The sequence below is a fragment of the Pseudomonas sp. MHK4 genome (genome assembly GCF_054600775.1).
In genome coordinates this window covers 435514-455580 of sequence record NZ_BAAIAK010000004.1, presented here as the reverse complement: position 1 = coordinate 455580, position 20067 = coordinate 435514, and the positions used below count along the sequence as shown (strand labels likewise).

The 20067-nt window shown below is 57.3% G+C and carries 16 protein-coding genes; 4 read left to right on the top strand and 12 right to left on the bottom strand.

The window, feature by feature from the left end:
- Positions 1-37: 37 nt before the first annotated feature.
- Entirely contained in the window at positions 38-5170 is a 5133-nt protein-coding gene (locus tag ACYP2Q_RS13930) for an NEL-type E3 ubiquitin ligase domain-containing protein (protein WP_459730983.1), read from the bottom strand.
- 367 nt (positions 5171-5537) lie between these two features.
- Here ACYP2Q_RS13930 and ACYP2Q_RS13925 point away from each other — a divergent pair, with 367 nt between their 5' ends.
- Positions 5538-6665 (top strand): sensor histidine kinase, encoded by a 1128-nt coding sequence (locus ACYP2Q_RS13925; RefSeq protein ID WP_459730982.1) that lies wholly within the window; start codon positions 5538-5540, stop codon positions 6663-6665.
- A 108-nt stretch (positions 6666-6773) separates the two neighbouring features.
- On the opposite strand, the gene ACYP2Q_RS13920 is transcribed toward ACYP2Q_RS13925, so the two are convergent.
- Positions 6774-7079 (bottom strand): chaperone modulator CbpM, encoded by a 306-nt coding sequence (locus tag ACYP2Q_RS13920; RefSeq protein WP_459730981.1) that lies wholly within the window; start codon positions 7077-7079, stop codon positions 6774-6776.
- Positions 7080-7102: 23 nt separating this feature from the next.
- Positions 7103-8047: a DnaJ C-terminal domain-containing protein gene (locus tag ACYP2Q_RS13915; RefSeq protein ID WP_459730980.1), complete on the bottom strand. Its 945-nt coding sequence runs from the start codon at positions 8045-8047 to the stop codon at positions 7103-7105.
- Positions 8048-8344: 297 nt separating this feature from the next.
- Here ACYP2Q_RS13915 and ACYP2Q_RS13910 point away from each other — a divergent pair, with 297 nt between their 5' ends.
- Positions 8345-9619 carry an Hsp70 family protein gene (locus tag ACYP2Q_RS13910; protein ID WP_459730979.1) on the top strand — a complete coding sequence of 425 codons (1275 nt, stop codon included), beginning with the start codon at positions 8345-8347 and terminating at the stop codon, positions 9617-9619.
- Between the two features lie 114 nt (positions 9620-9733).
- Here the strand turns inward: ACYP2Q_RS13910 and ACYP2Q_RS13905 are convergent, their stop codons facing one another.
- The 3 genes from ACYP2Q_RS13905 to ACYP2Q_RS13895 all read right to left on the bottom strand — a co-directional run bounded on the left by ACYP2Q_RS13905 (position 9734) and on the right by ACYP2Q_RS13895 (position 12064).
- Positions 9734-10747, bottom strand: a complete 1014-nt coding sequence (locus ACYP2Q_RS13905) for an AI-2E family transporter (RefSeq protein WP_459730978.1) — start codon at positions 10745-10747, stop codon at positions 9734-9736.
- A gap of 147 nt (positions 10748-10894) precedes the next feature.
- Complete coding sequence (locus ACYP2Q_RS13900; RefSeq protein ID WP_459730977.1) at positions 10895-11203, bottom strand: PsiF family protein; 309 nt, start codon at positions 11201-11203, stop codon at positions 10895-10897.
- A 72-nt stretch (positions 11204-11275) separates the two neighbouring features.
- Positions 11276-12064, bottom strand: a complete 789-nt coding sequence (locus tag ACYP2Q_RS13895; protein ID WP_459730976.1) for an AraC family transcriptional regulator — start codon at positions 12062-12064, stop codon at positions 11276-11278.
- A gap of 95 nt (positions 12065-12159) precedes the next feature.
- On the opposite strand from ACYP2Q_RS13895, the gene ACYP2Q_RS13890 reads away from it, so the two are divergent.
- The gene (locus tag ACYP2Q_RS13890; protein WP_459730975.1) at positions 12160-13041 is read left to right on the top strand and encodes a DMT family transporter; all 882 of its coding nucleotides are present in this window, start codon (positions 12160-12162) and stop codon (positions 13039-13041) included.
- Between the two features lie 10 nt (positions 13042-13051).
- On the opposite strand, the gene ACYP2Q_RS13885 is transcribed toward ACYP2Q_RS13890, so the two are convergent.
- The 3 genes from ACYP2Q_RS13885 to ACYP2Q_RS13875 form a co-directional block, all read right to left on the bottom strand.
- On the bottom strand, positions 13052-13942 hold the full coding sequence (locus tag ACYP2Q_RS13885; protein WP_459730974.1) for an esterase/lipase family protein: 891 nt from the start codon (positions 13940-13942) through the stop codon (positions 13052-13054).
- 108 nt (positions 13943-14050) lie between these two features.
- Complete coding sequence (locus tag ACYP2Q_RS13880) at positions 14051-14356, bottom strand: DMT family transporter (RefSeq protein ID WP_034149667.1); 306 nt, start codon at positions 14354-14356, stop codon at positions 14051-14053.
- Positions 14357-14995 carry an FMN-dependent NADH-azoreductase gene (locus ACYP2Q_RS13875; RefSeq protein ID WP_459730973.1) on the bottom strand — a complete coding sequence of 213 codons (639 nt, stop codon included), beginning with the start codon at positions 14993-14995 and terminating at the stop codon, positions 14357-14359.
- A gap of 120 nt (positions 14996-15115) precedes the next feature.
- Here ACYP2Q_RS13875 and ACYP2Q_RS13870 point away from each other — a divergent pair, with 120 nt between their 5' ends.
- The gene (locus tag ACYP2Q_RS13870) at positions 15116-16027 is read left to right on the top strand and encodes a LysR substrate-binding domain-containing protein (RefSeq protein WP_459730972.1); all 912 of its coding nucleotides are present in this window, start codon (positions 15116-15118) and stop codon (positions 16025-16027) included.
- Between the two features lie 24 nt (positions 16028-16051).
- Here the strand turns inward: ACYP2Q_RS13870 and ACYP2Q_RS13865 are convergent, their stop codons facing one another.
- The 3 genes from ACYP2Q_RS13865 to ACYP2Q_RS13855 form a co-directional block, all read right to left on the bottom strand.
- Positions 16052-16759: a hypothetical protein gene (locus ACYP2Q_RS13865; protein ID WP_459730971.1), complete on the bottom strand. Its 708-nt coding sequence runs from the start codon at positions 16757-16759 to the stop codon at positions 16052-16054.
- Positions 16760-16822: 63 nt separating this feature from the next.
- Entirely contained in the window at positions 16823-17605 is a 783-nt protein-coding gene (locus ACYP2Q_RS13860; RefSeq protein WP_459730970.1) for a hypothetical protein, read from the bottom strand.
- 160 nt (positions 17606-17765) lie between these two features.
- Positions 17766-19835, bottom strand: a complete 2070-nt coding sequence (locus ACYP2Q_RS13855; RefSeq protein WP_459730969.1) for an AsmA family protein — start codon at positions 19833-19835, stop codon at positions 17766-17768.
- Positions 19836-20067 lie beyond the last annotated feature (232 nt).

Genomic DNA, 20067 nt, shown 5'->3' with positions numbered 1-20067 from the left:
TGCAACATTCGGGGCTCGATTCATCCACTCTGCGTCGTCACACAGCGTTGTCGGCGTCTTCCAGATCGAGTATTTCTTGTGGAGTCAGCAGGTCGATGAGCTTACGCTCCGCAACCCTGGCCTCGGCGGCCAGGGCTTTGGACTGGATGTTGTAAGCATCACTCGTCATCGTTGCGCTGGTTATGTCCAGCCGCTCCATGCGCTCATAGATTGACTCATAGGCCAGCTCGAACCTGGAACGATATTTTTCTTTCAGGTACTCACCCCAGAAGTCACGGTGGGCGATCGAATCAATCTCTGCCTTCGAATCTTTCAGGCTGTTCACATGCTGCTCTGCGGCCCGCAGCTGGGCTTGAGTCACGTATTGCAGACCCGTGTATTGAGCCTGCGTGGGCTGCCCCGGCAAATCAAGCCTGTCCCTGAGGCTCACCCGATAAGAAAGCCGCACTTCGATTTGATCCATCAACAATAACTGATTGCCCTTTGCACGTGCAGTTACGCCGGAACGGAGAATCACTTTAATGCGCTCTTTTATGTCTTTCAGTGCAAACGCTTCAAGCTCATCCAGACGAAAAAGACCTTTGGCCAATTTGAGCAACAGAGTACCTGCGCCGTTGTCGCCCACCAGCGCCAAGGCTTTGTGAATCTGTACCTTGATTTCCAGTTGGCTGAACACCAACGCGGCACGATCACTACAAGTCTCTGGTTCACCCGCCGCCTTGAACAGCTCGCTACGCAGTACTGCATTTTCTTCAGCTGCATCCAGCACATCCCAAACCCGCTTTTTGAGATCCGTGTAGGCCTTTTTGTACTCAGCCGTTTCACTCAGCTTTTCCAATAACCTGAAAAACTCCTCGCTTTCACTGACCGTTCGACCAGCCTCTCCTGCGGACGCTTCTCTATCGAGGGCTTCTCTATCAAGGAGCGCCCACTGCGTCTTTCTTGCACCGAGCTCAGCGCGAGGAGTATCTCGTAGCCACCGATCAACCCGCTGGGCCGAGGGCGCTAAAGTGCCACCTCCCGCGCCACGATCCTGCGGGGCATCAGGTGGAACCGGCATCAAACCGGCCTGATCGTTATCCAGATAGATGCGTACCAGGATGTCTGCATACTGCTGCATGCCTTCATCAGAAAGGGGATTGCCGTTCAGCTCGGTAACTCCCAATATGTGATTGATGGCTGGTGCCTGCTCCGGTGACGGGTTCACCGCCCATTCAGGAAACGAGGCGAGCTGGTTATCACGCAGATCGACCATTACCAGACTTGCTTGATCACGCAAGCCCGCCGGCCATTCGGTGATGCCGGTCGCCTGTAATCGGACATCGATCAACGCCGTCATCTGACTGAAGTCCGGTAGTCTCACCAGCGGATTGTGGCTCAGGTGCAAATATGCGAGTTGATTCATTTTGGCCAGAGCGCCGACGGCTTCGTCCGTCAGCGTTAGGTTGTTGCTGGAAACGTCCAGGTAGACTAGCTCAGACATCTCAGCCACCTGAGTCGGGAATTCAACCAGTCCGTTGCCCTGCAGCTCCAATTGCACAATGGAAGGAAATGAATCCAGGAACTCATTGGGTGGCGCGGTAAGCCCCATGCCCCTCAGGTCCAAAAAATCCACATGAGGGAAGTACCCCGTCAGGGCGGGAAGCTCTCCGACGGTTCGACCGCGTAGGCTGAGCTCATAACCCATTCGTTTGCCTTGCTCCGTATATTTGGTTGTCCGTCTTTGCCAGCAGCGCTCGAGCAAATGAGCGACAACTTTCTTGTCAGACTGGTCGACCGCAACGCTACTTCCATCTTGCAGAGTGCGCGTAGTGAGTGTCGACACCCATACCTGCAACTCGTCCTTCAAGTTTTGAAGTTCTGACTCAAAACTGACCAGGTAAAATTCCCGGTCGCTTCCCAACTGTTCCAGAAATCTGTCAATCTGTGCATCGCTGTAGTCGGGAAAAAGTCTGAGCACCCGCTCCTCATCGGTTGCCAGCTGCCGGTTCGCGCCTGCCCCGCGCCCACTCAGTGGATAACCCAAACGGCCATCGCCCCAGCGTGTTGGTGCTTTAAAAAAGGGATTGACCGGCTGCATCTTCAAAACCGCGCGCAACTCATCCCGCGAGAGCGCATGTTGTCTGACCAACGCTTTCAACTCCGGCCCCTGCCCCACATGAGGCAACCCCAACGCGGCGCGATGGGTATCGGGCAAGGCATGCTGAAGGGCGGCGTAGAGATCGTCGGCGCCGTGCAAATGACCGTCATCCTCGTCACGGGCCTCATACCGACCGCCTTCGTTGCGCACCAGAATCTTGCGCCCAGCACTCTCGGGACCGACACTGGCGCGCAGTGTTCCGCTGAATGAACCGTCTCGAACTTCAACGCGCAAATCGCTCGGCCAACCCGGCAGCTTCTCAAGTGTGTTGAGCACGAGGTTCTCAGTATCCGTAGTCGTCAATGCCTCCAGGTACAGCCCCTCGTAGGCCCGCGACAGACGCACTTCGCGCTGGGCCCAGCGCAATTCCTGCGCCAGACGCAGCGGGATGGGTTTGGTTTGCTGTTTGTCGGCAAAATCCCATTTGGCCATTTGTTGTCGTTCAATACTGCTCGCGTCGGTCAACAGCCCTTCGATAACGCTAGTGGGCAAATTGCTATAACGCCCTTGAATCAGGTTTACCCGCGGGTCGCTGCTCCCTCTCTTACTGGCATAGTGGTCAATGAATAGCTCGGCTTTATGGTTTTCGGCAAGGCTGGCGATTTTCCCGCGCAGAGTTTCCACGCGCTCATCCAGGGTACCCAGCGGGGTTCCAGGCCTCTGGCCGAGCAGTATGTTGGTTTCGCGCTGATCGAGGCCTTCCAGGAGCGTTTTCAACAGCCTCCCGTCACGTAGCTGCGTATCGTGTATCTGCACGACCCGCTTCTTGTCCAGCGCCCCATTTGGATCTACGTATTCCCAGGTTGTCTTCGCCTGCATATCGATAACCCGTATCGATACCGTATCCGGCCACTTGCCGTAGCGCGTCATCACATGCAATTGGTCGATCGAATAATCCTTGGCAGGCAACGAGGAGCTATCGCTCTTCATATCAGCGATGAAACCCTCGCACTGCTTATAAGAGTCAAATCGACTGATCGTGTCGGCCAGCAACGGCGCAGGTGGCTCGCTCTCGACATACATCCGGCGCAAGACGCCTTCATGGGTGCCACTGACACGGCGAATTTGTTCCAGCTCCGTGTCGCTGAACTCACTGACGGAGTGCCCCAGGCGCCTCATCAGCCTGGGCCCCTCCCACGTCCGCGGGTTCTCGGCTTCATGGGTCCAGACACCAAGATCGTTGTGTTTCAACTCGGGTGAGTACGCCTCGGGGCGACTTGGATGCTTGATCTGATGATTGCCGGTTTTCGGATCTTTTTGCACGGCGTAGTGTTTGTCGTCCAGCGGCAGAATATCCTGGCCGCCGTAGCGATGCAGACCCAGTTCGTTGGGTGTCGATTTGGGCGGTGCTATTTTTTGTTCGTATGGTTTCAGATCGGGCTTCCACAGAAGACGCTTCCCGTCAGGCATCTTGATGGGTTTCAAAGTATCGACCACCCCTGATCTGTTGATCGCCGGTATTACTTTTGCACCCGTAGCGATAAAAGCGACATTCATCGCCACACTCGAAAAGTGTTCCCACATCTCTTTGTATTCGCCTTGCTCGAAATCCTCGATTCCCTCGAACGCATCGGACATCATCTGAGCGGTGCCAACCGCCAGCATGATTTCGCCAAGCCCCGGTACCACAAAGGCCGCAAGGTTGAACACGCTCTCGACGGCGCTAATGTAACTCTCCATCTTTTTGAGCCGCGCAAGCTTGTCTTCATCGCCGGTAGGGACTGCTACCGCCCGGGCATCATTGATGATTTTGTTGATTCGCTCCTGGCGCAGGTACGTCCAAAGATCACCTGGAACGACCTTTTCCCCTATCGACAGGCGCACGCGGCTCTGATTCGGAATCGGCGTGTAATCCTGGGCCTGTGAATAGGTTTCAGACGGATCAAGCAATCGGCCCAATGACCGGAAAAAATCCCCTTGGCTGCGCTGTGGAACAAAACGGCTAAAAAACCGCCGATAAGCGGACGTATGCAAGCGGGCCTTCAGGTCGACTTCAAAATCCGCAGACGATGCGTATTCTTTGAGAGGCTGAGCCGGATCACCCGGAATATAAGTGACCAGGCGCTCAATACGGTCGCTGTCCTGGCGATCGGGCCCGATCAGCAGGATCCCGCTCAGGTCGACATTCAGCATCTTCAGACCGGCATAGCACACCGCTCTCCCATCCAGAGTGATACTGGATTTATTACCCACTACCTGCAGTACCATCTGGTAGGCATCAGCGCTGATGCCCGACCTCACTCCATCGGCTCCCGGCGTCAGATACTGCATATAGGCAGCGTGGGCCGCCACCGCCAGCATGTGCTGTTGGTTGCGGCTTAGTGTGGTTTCTACTACCGCACGCTCCGAAGCGTCATCTGGCTTGAGAATGGCAAGGATATGCTCCTGATACAGGCGCCCCAGATCCAGGTTGCGACACAACTCGGCAAACGCCTCGGGGGCGATCGGTATGGCATATTCCATGACCACAAACCTGGTCGCCATGACCTCGCCATCGTAAGAGCCCCATCGAGTAATGATTTGACAATCTTCACAACTACTTTTTTGCGTTTCGTCGGGCGCGAAGTTACCCAACGCAGCTTCCAGCAAGGTGATGCCTTTGTAGAAATAGTTCAGTTCAGAATTTGTTTCGTTATCCCACACTAGAAACCCGTAAAGATCGCTCCTTGGTTGGGCCCCGACACGGTATTTACGAGCAAAATAAACGTCTCTGACATTAAGTGTCAGTTTGAATTTATCTTGAATGGCTTGAGTCAATAACGGCTCGGCAAACTCAAAAACATCAAGAATACCACTCATGGTTTTTTCGAGATTATTGAGCGAGCTACGATAGGCGACATGGCTTTCTTTAGAGGCTTTTTTCAGTGAAAACGATGCTTTTTTGTACCACTCGGGAAGAGCCAACAGATGGGCGCCGAGCTCTTTCTGCCTATCGTTGGGTGCATCCATATACCACTGAGGGATTTTTCCCTTCAAGAACTCAAAATTAACCCCATTATTATCGGGCGACAAAGACGGAAAACCTTCCATAGTTTTAACAGCTCCATGATCTGAAATTTACAACAACCTTTGGAATTTATAGGAGCATTCAGCCTACTCCTCGGCACACAAAACAAAGACAAATATCCTCATTTGATTCGCGAGAAACAAGCATGACACTTTGAATAAACTGTCACTAAAAACAACTAAAAACCACCCAATAAAAAAGATCGACTATCCCCCTGAAAACATTGGACCCACTTGCAGAAAATAAAGAGCCTTGAATACAAGACTATACGAATTAAATTCAGGGCTTGATTCGGGGGCAAATCGAAGGTCTGATCCTGCGCCTGAACGGTAGTATTTGACCCTCTCTAAAGAGGCTAAGCTGCCCAGACCTTCTGCCAGGAAACCGGCCATGCACCTCAGCGACTTCATCAGGCAACACGTGGACCGTATCGTCGATGAATGGGAACAGTTCGCCAGAACGATCACCCCGGCGGCCGAAAACCTCGACCGAATGGAACTGCGCGATCACGCCAAGGCGATTCTGCTGGCCGCCGCACGGGACATGACGACCGCGCAAACCAATAGCGAACAAGCCGCCAAGGCCCGTGGCGAAGGCCCGGAGAAAACCCCGAGCCTGGACGAAGCTGGTGCCAGCCACGGTGAGCTACGCCATAACGTGGGCTTCGACCTGGTGCAGATGACCAGCGAATTTCGCCATTTGCGCGCCTGCGTGATTCGCCTCTGGGTCGACAGCCTCGAATCCCCCGACATGGCCTACTTCCAGGACATGATCCGTTTCAATGAGGCCATCGACGAAGCCCTGGCCGAATCCACCGCGGCCTATGCCGAGCAGGTCAATCATTCGCGGGACATTTTTCTGGCGATCCTCGGCCATGACCTGCGCACGCCATTGCAGGCCGTCAGCATGTCCACCGAATTGCTGCTACGCAAAACCACCCTGGAAGGTGATGCACTGAAATGCGCGAACCGCATCAAATTGGGCGCGCGGCACATGACTGCAATGATCAACGACTTACTGGAACTGGTGCGTAGTCGCCTGGGCAAAAGCCTGCCGGTCGAGCCAGCGCCGATGGACCTGGCCGAAAGCGCGCGAGCAGCCATCGCCGAAGCCTGTGCCGGCAACCCGGAATGCGATCCGGCCTTGATCGTGTCCGGGGACACTCACGGGGTATGGGATGCCGCACGGCTGGACCAATTGCTGCAAAACCTGATCGGCAACGCCCTGCAGCATGGCTCGGACAAAAGCGATGTCACGCTCACACTGATCGGCGAACCCGACAGGGTACGACTCACGGTGCACAATTACGGCGTTGCGATTCCCGAGGAGGCCATTGGCACCATTTTCGATCCGCTGGTACGCAACGCCTGCGAAGAACTCGGCCAGCCGACCACCAGTCTCGGGCTGGGGTTGTTTATCGTCAAGGAAGTGGCGGATGCGCACCGGGGAACGATCGACGTGACATCCAGCGATGCGGACGGCACGACGTTTACGGTGGTTTTGCCCAAACGCTTGTAGCGTTCTCACTATCAGTACTGCCAGTTCCCCGGGCTGACCTGTAGTGGCGGCCATCAAAACGTATTCGTCATCAAGCCGCGCGCCGATAGCTTCGGATCAATTACGACCCTACTCCACCACCAACCGCCCCAACCGCTGCCGCAACATCCGATTCTCCGCCCTCAGCTGCTGGACCTCCTCAAGCAGGTCCAGCGCCAGCGCAACCCCTTCCCATTCCAGCTCCAGATCGCGCCGCAGCTTGGCGGCGCGTTTGGCCAGGGTCAGTTCGTAATCGGTGAAGCGCCAATCCTTGGGCTGCCCGCCCTGAGGTTCGAGGATGCCGTGTTCGACGATTTCGATCACGTAGACGTCCGACAGGTCGGTCGCCTCACAGAATTCCGCCAGGTCCAGTTGAACGATCAGGGGGCTGCTCATGATGGGCTACTCCGTCGCTGGGTTCAGAAATTTTCTCGCGGGTTGAAGGCAGCTTTCTTGGCCAGTTCCTGCCACAGCGCCTTGACGTCATCGTCTGCAGCCTTGGGCATCACGGCTTTGAACTGGATGAACAGGTAACCGCGTTCACCCGCCTTGTTCATCAGGCCGTGGCCCTTGGCGCGCATGCGTTGGCCGTTCTGGCTGCCGGCCGGGACCTTGAGGTTGATCTTGCCGGTCAGGGTCGGCACGGCTACTTCGGTGCCCAGCGCCAGCTCCCACGGTGCCAACGGCAAGGTGATGATCAGGTTCTCGCCTTCGACGTCGAATTTCGGGTGTGGCGCAAAGCGAATGGTCAGGTACAGGTCGCCATTGGCGCCCCCACCGACTCCCGGTGCACCCTGGCCCTTGAGGCGGATGCGCTCACCGTCGGTCACCCCAGCGGGGATTTTCACGTTCAGGCTTTTGGGGGTGTTACTGACGTGCTGGCCGGCCGCGTTGTACTGCGGCACCTGGAAGGTGACCTTCTTCGACTCGGTCGACAGGGTTTCTTCGAGGAAAACCCCCAGTTCCATTTCCACGTCCTGTCCTCGACGTCCGGTGCTGCGACGTGATTCTCCCCCGCCGAAGCCAGGGCCACGATTACCAAAGATCGAGCTGAAGAAATCGGAAAAGTCACCGGTGTCCTGGCCACCGCCACCAAAACCGCCACGGCTCTGCCAGCCCGGTGGTCCCTGGAATGGTTGACCATGCTGGCCATAGCGGCGCAGTTCATCGTATTCGGCGCGCTTGTCGGCGCTTTTGAGCGCCTCATAGGCTTCAGAGGCGTCCTTGAACTTGGCTTCGGCGTCCTTTTCCTTGCTGACATCGGGGTGGTATTTACGCGCCAGCTTGCGATAGGCGGCCTTGATCGCCTTGTCGTCTGCCGTCGGTTCCACACCGAGAATCTTGTAATAGTCTTTGAAGTCCATCGCGGGAATCACCATCCGTTATCGAAATCGCGCCACCTGCCCCAGCATGCACGTGTTTGCAGCACAAGGTTAGACCGATCTCAAGGTTGTGACCGGGCGGCGCGTAAGAAGTTTATCGGCAGCGGGCGGTGCGACTTTCGGGTGCTCCGCGGCTACCAGCTTGATGCAGGGTAGTTTGGGGGTCTTGAGCCATCTTTCAAGACGTTGGTTTGCGAGAATTAGCAGATAGTCGGCCTTCGAATCTGTCGCACACTGGCATACACTGCGCGGCCGTTTTTTAACCGGAACCGCAAAGACATGAACAACGCATCTCCAGCCCGTGCCGTGGGCATCGACTTTGGCACGTCAAACTCCACCGTCGGCTGGCTGCGCCCCGGCATGGAAACGCTGATCGCGCTGGAGGACGACAAGATCACCCTGCCTTCGGTGGTCTTCTTCAACATCGAAGAACGCCGCCCGGTGTACGGCCGGCTGGCGCTGCACGAGTACCTGGAAGGTTATGAGGGGCGGTTGATGCGCTCGCTCAAGAGCCTGCTGGGTTCCAAGCTGATCAAGCACGACACCAGCGTCCTGGGCACGGCGATGCCGTTCAAGGACCTGCTCGGCCTGTTCATCGGCCAGCTCAAGAGCCGTGCCGAAGCCGCCGCCGGTCGGGAATTCGAAGAAGTGGTGCTGGGCCGTCCGGTGTTTTTTGTCGACGATGATCCGATGGCCGACAAAGAGGCCGAAGACACCCTGGTGGACGTCGCGCGCAAGATCGGTTTCAAGGAAGTCTCCTTCCAGTACGAACCGATTGCCGCCGCTTTCGACTATGAGTCGACCATCAAGAAGGAAGAGCTGGTACTGATCGTCGACATCGGCGGTGGTACCTCCGACTTCTCGCTGGTGCGCCTGTCGCCGCAGCGTCGGGGTGTGGATAACCGCCAGGATGACATCCTCGCCACTGGTGGCGTGCACATCGGCGGGACCGACTTCGACAAGCAACTGAGCTTGCAGGGCCTGATGCCGCTGTTCGGCTACGGCAGCCGGATGAAGAGCGGCGCCTACATGCCCACCAGCCACCACATGAACCTGGCAACCTGGCACACCATCAACTTGGTGTATTCGCAGAAGTCCCAGCTGGCCCTGGGCAGCATGCGCTACGACATCGAAGACACCGGTGGCATCGACCGTCTGTTCAAGCTGATCGAACAGCGCGCCGGGCACTGGCTGGCCATGGAGGTCGAAGAGACCAAGATCCAGCTGACCCACGCCGACCACCGCCACGTACCCCTGGATCGCATCGAAGCAGGCTTGAGTGTGGAACTGAGCCGTGCCCTGTTCGAATCGGCCATCGATAACCTGCTCGAACGCGTGCGCAATAGCGTCACCCAGCTGCTGACCGACGCCGATGTGCAGGTCGATCAGGTGGACACGGTGTTCTTCACCGGCGGTTCGAGTGGTATTCCGGCGCTGCGCAACAGCGTCTCGGCGATGTTGCCGAATGCGCGGCATGTGGAAGGGAATATCTTTGGCAGCATCGGCAGTGGTTTGGCGATTGAGGCGGCGAAGCGTTACGGTTCGATGGGCTGATCCGAAACCGTGGCGCGACCTTCGCTGGCAAGCCAGCTCCTACAGGTATCACGTCCCTTGTAGGAGCTGGCTTGCCAGCGAAGGGGCCGGCTCAGGCAATAAAGATCCAGCGGATCAAACCATCCCCACCTGCTTCAACTCGCTCTTCAGGTACGCGTAATAAATCGGCCCTGCCACCACCCCCGGCAGGCCGAACGCGGCTTCGAACACCAGCATTGCCAGGAGCAACTCCCAGGACTTGGCACTGATCTGCCCGCCGACGATCCGCGCGTTGAGAAAATACTCGAGCTTGTGGATGACGATCAGGTAGCCCAGCGCGGCCAGCGCCACCCAGATCGACAGCGACAGGCCGACGATCGTGATCAGGGTGTTCGACATCAGGTTGCCGATCACCGGCAACAGGCCGAGCAGGAAGGTCAGCACGATCAGGGTCTTGGTCAGCGGCAGCTTGATGCCGAACATCGGCAGCACCACCGCCAGGAATATCCCGGTAAAGAAGGTGTTGAGCAGGGAAATCTTGATCTGTGCGAACACGATGTTGCGAAACGCCTGCACCAGCAGGTGCAGGCGATCGAACAGGGCCGCGGCCAGCGGTTTGCGTTTGGTCAGGTCCGGTATGCGTTGCAAGGCAATGATCGCCCCCAGCACCATGCCGATCAACAACGTCACAAACATGTGCGCCGCATCCTTGCCCACCAGTTGCAAGTCGCTCAGATGCTTGCTCATCCACTCGCCAATCGCCACGCGGAACTCGGCTGCGCTGGCGGGCAAATAGGCATCGATGAATGGCGGCAATTGCCCACGCGCGCGATCGACCACCCCCATGAACTTGTCGAGGGACGCCCCGGGGTTTTCCGCTTCGTGCAGCAGAAAGCTGATAGCGCCAGCGAAAATCAGGGTCAATACGCTGACCACCAGAGTGCCCAGCAACGCCACCGCCAGCCACCGCGCACGTCGGCCTTCGATCAGCCGCTGCAATTGCGGGGTGAGCATATTGACCAGTTCGAACACCAGCAACCCGGCCAGCAGGCTGGGCAACAACCGCAGCGGGATCACCAGCAGCAATCCGCCAAAGATGATGACCCAGCTAATGACCAGCAACACATGACGTTGAGAAAACGTTGGCATACAGCCTCAAAACGAACGGCGTAAAAGGATTGGCAGTCTGCCAGCGATCCGATGGCAGCACTAGGGAATGTGTGGGTCGACCTTGGTCGGAGGGTGATCGGCTTTTGCGCTGCTCACGAGGGTGCATTCACATTCCCGGCCCAATGTTTATTTTTTCTTCAGGCAGTCACTCATGAACGCCTTGCGCTCATCGCCCTTGAGGGCTTTGGTCGCGGCGTCGGCGTTGCAGGTTTTCATTTTCTCCTGCTGTGGCGTCAAGGCCGGGACGGGTTCAGTGGCCGCCGGTGTCGCCTTGAGGCAGTTGCTCATGAAGAGTTTGCGCTCATCGCCCTTGAGGCTTTTGGCTGTGGCGTCGGCGTTGCAGGTGGTCATCTTGTTCTGTTGGTCAGTGGTGGCGAAACCTTGGGAACACAGGAGCAAACCAATCAGCAGCAAAGGGGCACGCAACATCATCATGGAGATTTCTCCTTGTCACCGCACCGAGGGGAACGGCCTTGTTCAGGAGTGTAGTCAACACTTGATACACCTTCATCTTGTCTCCAGGTGGCTGCGTCGATACTGCTCCGGCGTACACCCGGCCTGGCGCTGGAACATGGCGATGAACGCGGATGCGGTGCTGTAACCCATGTCGAAGGCGACATCCTGAATACTGCGCTGACTGTCCAACACCTCGATCGCCGTCAGAAAGCGCAGACGTTGACGCCATTCACCGAAACTCATCCCCAACTCACGGATAAACTGCCGTGCCAGCGTGCGTTCGCTGACATGAATCTGCGCGGCCCAGTCGGCCAGCGGCCGGTTATCCCCGGGCTCAGCCTGCAGGGCCTCAAGGATTCCAAGCAATCGGTAACTGCTGGCGTAGGGCAGAAAACACTCATGCACTGGCGCTTGTTGCAGTTGATCCACCAATACCTGAGCCAGGCGCTGGTCCGCGGCCTGTTCGGGTATCTTCACGTCCCGGGCGGCAAAGTCCTTGAGGATCGCCTTGAGGATGTCGCTGATGGCCAGGGTGCAAGCCTCTTGTGGCAGATCAGCGCAAAGGGTGGGCGCCAGGCAAACCGCGCGATAGTTGATCGGCTGGTTGCTGTAGAAGCTGTGCTCGGTCTCGGGGGGCACCCACACCGCGTACTGCGGCGGTGACATGAAGCGACTGCCGCCGATTTCCATGTGCAGCACGCCATGGGCCGAGTACTCCAGCGTGCCCCATGGGTGCCGATGCGCCGAGGCAAAGCGATGTGCATCGAAATCCGCGTAGCGGAAGTACACCGGGGCGGGTAGTTCGCTGAAATCCAGCAGGTCGATGTGTTTACTGGTCATGCTGTCCGGAATTGGCCGTTGGTTGTCTGGATCGAAGTATAGGCCTGTAACCAGACAAGGGATAATTACCCCTTATCAACGTTCTGGTTTTCCCCATGCAATACGCTTATCCCCTGCTGGCCATTTTCATCTGGGCCGGCAACACCGTGATCACCAAAATGTCGGCCGGGGCGATCTTCCCCGCCGAGATCGGTTTTTACCGCTGGCTGCTGGCCGGCTTGTTGTTCACGCCCTTCATGCTCAAACCGGTGATTGCCCACTGGTCGTCGATTCGCCCGAACCTGGGCAAGATCTTTGTCCTCGGCGTGCTTGGCATGGCCGTTTACCAAAGCCTGGCGTACTTCGCCGCGAGCCTGACCTCCGCCACCAACATGGGCATCATCCTGTCGTTGATGCCTTTGATGTCACTGGCCATGGCGATTATCAGCCTCGGCCAGCGCCTGACCATCGGCGCGTTGGCCGGTGCAGTACTGTCGTTTGCCGGGGTGCTGGTGGTCGTCTCGTCAGGCAGCCTTGGTGTGCTGCTGGAGCACGGGGTGAACCTGGGTGACGCGATGATGCTGATCGCCACCCTGGCCTACGCGATCTACAGCACGCTGCTGAAAAAATGGCAGCTGCGCTTGCCACCCTTGGTGTTGCTGTATTTGCAGGTGCTGGTCGCGGTGGTGGTGTTGTTTCCACTGTTTCTCGCCTCAGCGAAAACCGGCCTGACTGTGCAGAATATTCCGTTGGTACTTTACGCCTGCCTGCTGGCCTCGATGGTCGCACCGCTGGCGTGGATGCAGGCCGTGGTGCGTTTGGGTCCGAGCCGGACCACGCTGTTCTTCAATTTGCTGCCGTTGATTACCGCGCTGATTGCGGCGGTGGTGCTGCATGAGCAGTTGGCGCTGTACCATCTGGTGGGCGGGATGTCGACGTTGGGCGGGGTGATTCTTTCCGAGCGCTGGACCACCGTTTTGGGTCGCAAGGTTGCCTGAGCAAAAAATCTTAAAGGCCTGCAGCCTTTAGCCGAGCCCCATGCTCGACGAACAACCGGATCGGCTCCGCCCCCTTGCCCACCAACCCCAGCGACTGGTTGACGATGTCGAAATGGTCCAGCGGATACTCATCGCCAATCACCGTCCCGAGGTGCGAGCTATACCGCCCGACCATCCCGTCGCAATGCCCGGCCTCGCGAACGAAGGTCCTGGCAAACAGCCGGCAACTGCGGTTGGTGCCATCCAACAGGTTGCGCCCGCGATCGGTCTTGCCCGGCTGCAAGGTCCCGGACCAGGAGTAATAGCGCACGCCGTTCACCTGCTCCGGCCCTTGCCCACCCCAGGTTTCGGGCAGCCCCTGTGGATAACGTTGATTGAACAGCGCCACGCCCTCAGTGGTAAGCGAATGATGAGTGGCATGGATATCCACTGGCAACTTCGGTCCGCGATAACCGGTTTCCAGCAGGCTCATCAGCGACGCGACGCACCGTATCAAAAAGGTCACCAGCCGCCCCATGGCACTGTCATGCGGATAGTGCTGGTGCAAATAGTCCGCCAGTTCCGAACCATGATTGGGCCCCGCCACCGAGGTCACCGAGGCGACCAGGTCCGGGCGTTTGGCCGCTGCGTAACGCGCGGTCAGCGAGCCCTGGCTGTGGCCGATCAGGTTGACCTTCTCGGCGCCGGTCTCGCGCAGGATCTCTGCAATCCGCGCCAGCAATTGCTCACCGCGCACTTCGCTGGAGTTGAGCGGCGAAACCTGCACCGCAAACACCACCGCACCACCACGGCGCAACGCCTCGGCGATCCCGTACCAGTACGGATAGAGTACCAAACGGATAAACCCGAGCATTCCCGGGACCAGCACCAACGGGTAACGCGTGGCCGAACCTTGCGACATGGGCAAAACATCCTTGTGATCGGTGAGGTGACGCCTGGCGGATGCAAGACATCCGCCAAGCTTCGCCAGCGAACATGACAAACCGACGACCAGTCTAGGACATCCACCTTACTTCAGCCCCACCACACCTGCCACGATCAGCCCGACCGACACCAGCTTGACCGCGGTCAGGCTCTCACCGAGCAAGGCAAAGCCGAGAAACACCGTGCCCAGGGAACCGATGGCGGTCCAGATCGGATAGGCGATACTCACAGGCAACTCGCGCATGGCCAAGGTCAGGAAATAAATCCCGCCAACCGCCGCCACAACGGTGATCAATGACGGCCAGAGCCGGGTGAAGCCCTCGGCGTACTTCATGCCCATGGCAAACGTGACCTCGAACCCGGCGGCGATCAGCAAAAACAGCCAGGCCAACTAGAACTCCCTGGCCAGCGCCAGCAAGCGCTGCTCTGCTTCGGCGGCGGAAACTTCGAACGTACGCGCCTCAGACTCTTCGCCTTCGGCAGCGACCACGGTGACATCGGTGATGCCGATGAATCCCAGCGCGGTGCGTAAAAGTGTGTCTGCATGGTTCATCGCCTCCAGCTCGCCGCCCGGGCCGAAGCCAAAGCCGCCGCGACTGGTCACGATCAAGGCCTTTTTACCCTGCACCAGTGGCGCGTACTGCGCGATACCGTTATCCAGGGAGTGATTGAAGGTCAGCCCGAGCCGCACAATCTGGTCAATCCAGGCTTTCAAGCCACTGGGCACGCTGAAGTTGTACATCGGCGTGGAAATCACCAACAGGTCATGGCCGAGCAATTCGCCGACCAGCTCATCGCTGAACGCCAGGTCGGCTTGCATCGACAGCGGCCGCGCCTCGGGTACGGTGTGAAACGCGGCGGCCACGAAGGCTTCGTTGACTGGCGGAATCAACGCTCGCCCGACTTCGCGGCGGGTCAGTCTCGATTCCGGGTGACGGGCCTGCCAGGCCGCCAGGAACACTTCCGCCAACCGCCGGGAGTGCGAACGATCACCCCGTGGACTGGCATGAATCGCAAGAACTGTACTCATCTGACTCTCCTTAGGACTAAACTCAAATTGCTGGTGGCTTGCAGCTTGGCGCTTTGAGCCATAAACCTACAAATGAACAAAAGTCAGTCTGGATGAATCTGTTTCATCTATGGAGTTTCCATGTTTGCCTCGCTGCCATTGACCGCCCTGCGCGCCTTCGAATCCGCCTCGCGCCTGCTGAGCTTCAAGTCCGCCGCCAAAGAGCTTTCAGTGACCCCGACGGCGGTGTCCCACCAGATCCGCTCCCTCGAGAGTTGGCTGGGTGTGGCGCTATTCGAACGTCTGCCACGCCAGGTGCGCCTGACCGAGGGGGGTGAACGACTGTTCCACAGCCTGCACGGTGCGTTGCTGGAGGTGGCGCAAAGCGTCGACACCCTGCGCCCGCACCGCAGCGGCACGAACCTGACGATCTCCACTACCGCCGCCTTCGCCGCCCTGTGGCTGGTGCCGCGCCTGGGTCGTTTCTATGCCCGACACCCAAACATCGGCCTGCGCCTTGATACCCATTGCGAAGTCATCGATCTGCACCAGGACGCCAGTGTCGACCTGGTGGTGCGCTATAGCCTCGACGACTATCCGAATCTGTATGGCCTTTGCCTGTTCGACGAGTCTTTCGGCGTTTACGGCTCGCCGGAGCAGGTGGCCTTTGCTGCCCATCACACTCCCACGTTGATCAGCGTGCGCTGGCACAACTCCAAGCTTTACGCCCATGGTTGGGAAAGCTGGTGTGCACAATCCGGCGAGGACTGGCTGGCTGGGCAGCCAACCGTGCGTGAATACGATGAAGAGCATTACGCCCTGCAAGCGGCCATTGCCGGTCAGGGTCTGGTGCTGGCCAGCAATATCCTGGTTTCAGAAAGCGTGGCCAGTGGCTTGCTGCTGCCTTATCGGGGCGAAGTGCAGGTGGATGGCGCCGGCTACAGCGCACTGTGTGTGCCGGGACGCGAGCGCCATCCACCGGTTCGGGCGTTTTTTGCGTGGTTGCAAGAGGAAGCGCAATTGTCAGGGCTTCTACCAGGACCGCAGCATTAAGTATGCGATCACAGGCAGAAGGAACTACCGCTCATGGACATCACATTCAGCATTTATATCAAGCACTAGCCCAGTCGTGACTTCGGGAAGGCTGCTTAGCACCTTCTCGCGTATCCGAGCTTTTTCATAGCCCGCCTTATCGAGTACAAGACAAGAAACTGCAATACCAACTTCACCCTTGATTAGTTCGCTTTTAAATTCCTGGGTAAAGAAATCAGATTCAACTTCTTGGCTAGTGTCAAAATAAATAAATGCAGAATATATAGCGGGCCCGCGCCCTACTAGACTGACATGTAGAGCAACTGTCGAAACGTTAGAGGCGTCCCCCTCGATCCGGCGAACCATCGCATATTCTCCAGTTGACGAGGCGATCGCCTCCGTGGCGCAATCTTGCTGAACGCTGTACATCAGTCGCTCAAATTGCTCTAGCTGGAGTAGTTTCGCAAGCAAGCCAAACCTATTTTTAATCAGGCTATTCAAAACAATGGAAACACCCTCATTCAGCTCAATATTAGCAAACCTCCAAACGCCAGACTTCCACTTCAATTTTTCCATTGCCTCGGCATAATACTTACACCACTGTTGCGAACTGGCAAACTTGTCAAGCTTTGAGCTCGCATACAACTGAGAAAACAGAATAGAATTAACCACCTCCTTTCTCCAGATTTCCGAAACGTCGGTTGAAACAGAAACCAGATTACCCGCCACTAATAAAACATCGTCCTTGGCCATATAGCTTTCCCTGCTAAAATATCTCAGTCAAGCAAACTCGCCGAGCATCCGACCGTCCCTGAATCATTTAAACTTAACGCCTTTGAAAAACTCGTCCGAGTTTTTATCAAGAAGTTCAATGATTTGATCTCTCCGACGCTCGTGCTGGCTCATATTGAGCTCCATCACAGTGACTACTCGCTTTATGCTCAAATTAGAAAATTTCCATTTCCAAAACCAAGCCCCGCCTTGTGACATCGAAAGCTCACAATCAACCGCGACCAACGTGGCGATTGCTGTACCTCCTGGAGTTTGGATACAGGGTATGATCCTGACATCTGCGTCTTTGCCCTTCTTGCTATTGCTGTCGAATATGGTAACAAGCTGATCATCGGACTGTATTTTACCAAAGGCGCCTTTCAACACATTCGTTAGCGCAGGTGCGTTCCTGCCCGCCGCCGCCATTACGATATCCAGGATAATAGCGTCCATCGTGATATTAGTTTGCTTGACAACATCATCCTTATACTTATTGTTTGTCAACGACCAGCCACAATGCTTCAATGCCTCAGCGTACTTTTTGTGCCACTCAATGGGAGCCGTGATTTTATCCGCGTATGTATCTGCGAAGCGCTCAGCAAAATGGATGCTATCTGCCGCCGCTTGCTTCTTGTCCTCATCGAGATTATCGGTAAATCCGATGGCGGTTGGGACATTCTCTCCCAACAGAAGATCTGATTTAGTAACCGTTTCATTATTTAACTCAGCGAAAGTCCTGATGCCTTTCGGCTTGTCAGGCAGTGGAGCGAGTTGCGTACTGGCAAAAAATACACGACTTTCTTCGGGGCTAGGCAGTAAAATAGTCATATAAACTCCAAATCCTTGTGGAATATTTTAAGTATCAGCCATTGACTGACAATTACAACTTACCAGTCCACGCTTTACTTACCAAGCTCTTTACGTGACACATTATTACTCTACATTCCCGATCTTAAAAAAGCAGACTTCAACCATTGCCTAACTTGCTTCACTGCTTGACGGTTTTTGGTGCTTTCCCCGCCTTCATCTGCTCCAACAACGGTGCGCACTGGTTCGGTTCGCCACCGCTCGGTGCCACCAACGCCAGCAACCCCGCCGCTGGTGCGGCAATCACACCCAATGCAACCATCCCGGCCCCACGCAACATCAAGGGTACGGCTTTCACGCCAGCATCGGGCTTGATGAACTTGCCGCGCACATAGAGGGGCGAACGCAACGAGATCAGCCGCCAGCCCTTGGATTCCGGCGTGATGGTCAGGTCCAGCTGCTCGGTGGCCATGTTCGCCGTGCCGTCAATGTAGATGATCGCGTTCTCGGTATCGAAGACGAACAGCCGCGTAGTGGCCAGACCGCTCTTGATGTCGAAATCGGCAGCGGCGCAGTTGATCTTCACTTCCTTGTCGCCAAAGATTTTGCCAACCACATAGTTGCCGACGTTCAACCCGGCCAGTTCCATCAATTCGCGACTGATGGCGCCATCGTTGATCAGCATTTTCAGATTGCCATTGGCACTGCCCAGCAACTTGGCCACCGAGTTGCCGCGCCCGGTAATATCGGCATCGCCATTGAGTTCACCGAAGCTGGTTTTCATCGGCTCGAAAGTCGGGAACAACTGCTTGAGCTTGAAGCCCCGGGCGGTCAGTTTTGCCCGGCCTTCCAGTGGTTCGGTGTGGCCGTTCAGGCGAATCTGTGCATCCAATTTGCCACCGGCCACGCCGAATCGCAGCGGCTCGAGACTGAGCACGCCGTCGGTGAGCACCAGGTGTGTGTAAAGATCGTTGAAAGGCAACTTTTCGCTATGGACGATGCGCTTGCCGGTGAATTCGACATCCGCGTCCATGTCGCGCCAGCGATCCGTCTTGAACTCCTCGACGGGCAGTACCTTGTCCGCCGGCTGCTTGCTTTCGCCGCCGCGGGCTTTCTGCTTGGCGTTGGAGTCGGCGCCGATCAACGGGGCCAGGTCGGCAAACAGCAATTGATTGGATAACAGCGAACCGCTGAGTTTGGGCCGTGGCTGGCCGGCGACGTAGGCCAGGCTGCCATGGATGTCACTCGAGCCGATCGTGCCGTTGAACCCTTCATAACGGAAAACCGCCCCGCCCGGCTCATGCAGCTTGGCGATCAGATGACCGTCGGTGGCATAGGGCGGCGTATCCGGCAGAGTCACCCCGGTCAGGGGGTAAAGATTGCCCAGGCTGGTGCCGGCCAGTTTCAGGCGCAGATCCAAAGCACCCAGATTCATCGGATCGGTCAGCGTGCCAGCCAGCTCAACGCTGGTATCGGCGATCTTGGCTTGCGCCTGCAGCGGAAACGGCCGGGCCGAGTCCTGCAGCGCCAGCAAGCCGCCGATTTTGCCCTGGCCCGTGAGTTTCTGGCCGTGGTACTGGCCTTTGACCTTCAGGGCAAACGCATAATCCTGCGGCGCGCCGCCCTGCTCGGTCGCGGTTTTCGCGGCTTTGTCGCCGACGATTTCACTGAAGGGAATCGGCTTGCCCAGGGGGTCGATCAGCAGGTCCAGTTGAGTCTTCAGGCTCTGGTCGTCGAGGGTGACATGCCCCTTGTCGAAGCCGATCGCACCGATATCCACCACCCAGGGTGAGGGCTCGGCGCTTGGGTCTTTCGGGTCGAACTTGAATGTCCAGTTGGCACGACCGTCGGCCAGGCGTTGCAACTGGGCATTGGGTTCGGTGAGGTCGATGCGCGGGATCACCACCCGTTGCGCCAACAAGGCCAGGGGCGAGATGCGCAACTCGACGCGTTTGAGGCTGGCCATCTGCGGTTGCTTCGACCAGTCCGGGTTGCCCAGGCTCAAGTCTTCCGCCACCACGTGCGGCCAGGGCACCCAGGCCCGCCAGCCGCCCTCGTTGGGCTCACGCTGCCAGACCACCGCCAGATTGCCGTTGATGGCGAACGGGCGATGCAATTCTTCGGACACCTTGGCATTGAGGGGCGGTTTGATCCGGTTCCAGTCGAAGAACACGATGATCAACACCAGCACGGCCACCAACACAACGAAGCTGGCCAGGGTCCAGGCGAGAATCTTACGGGTGCGCGTCATTGCACAGAGCTCCTGATACGGCTGAGCGTCACGATCGCGATGCTCAGGCGAAAAGCGGGGCCAGAACCGACCCTTCATGGAGTCTACGACTGGAAAAAGGCCCGCAGGTTTAATTGAAAAGCCGATTTTGCCGCAAATGTCCTTCGGCCGACGTTACCGGCTCCGCACCTTCGAATGGCGCGGTTGAGTCAAAAATACCCACCTCGGTGCGCCGCGAAGGCCCGGTTTACAA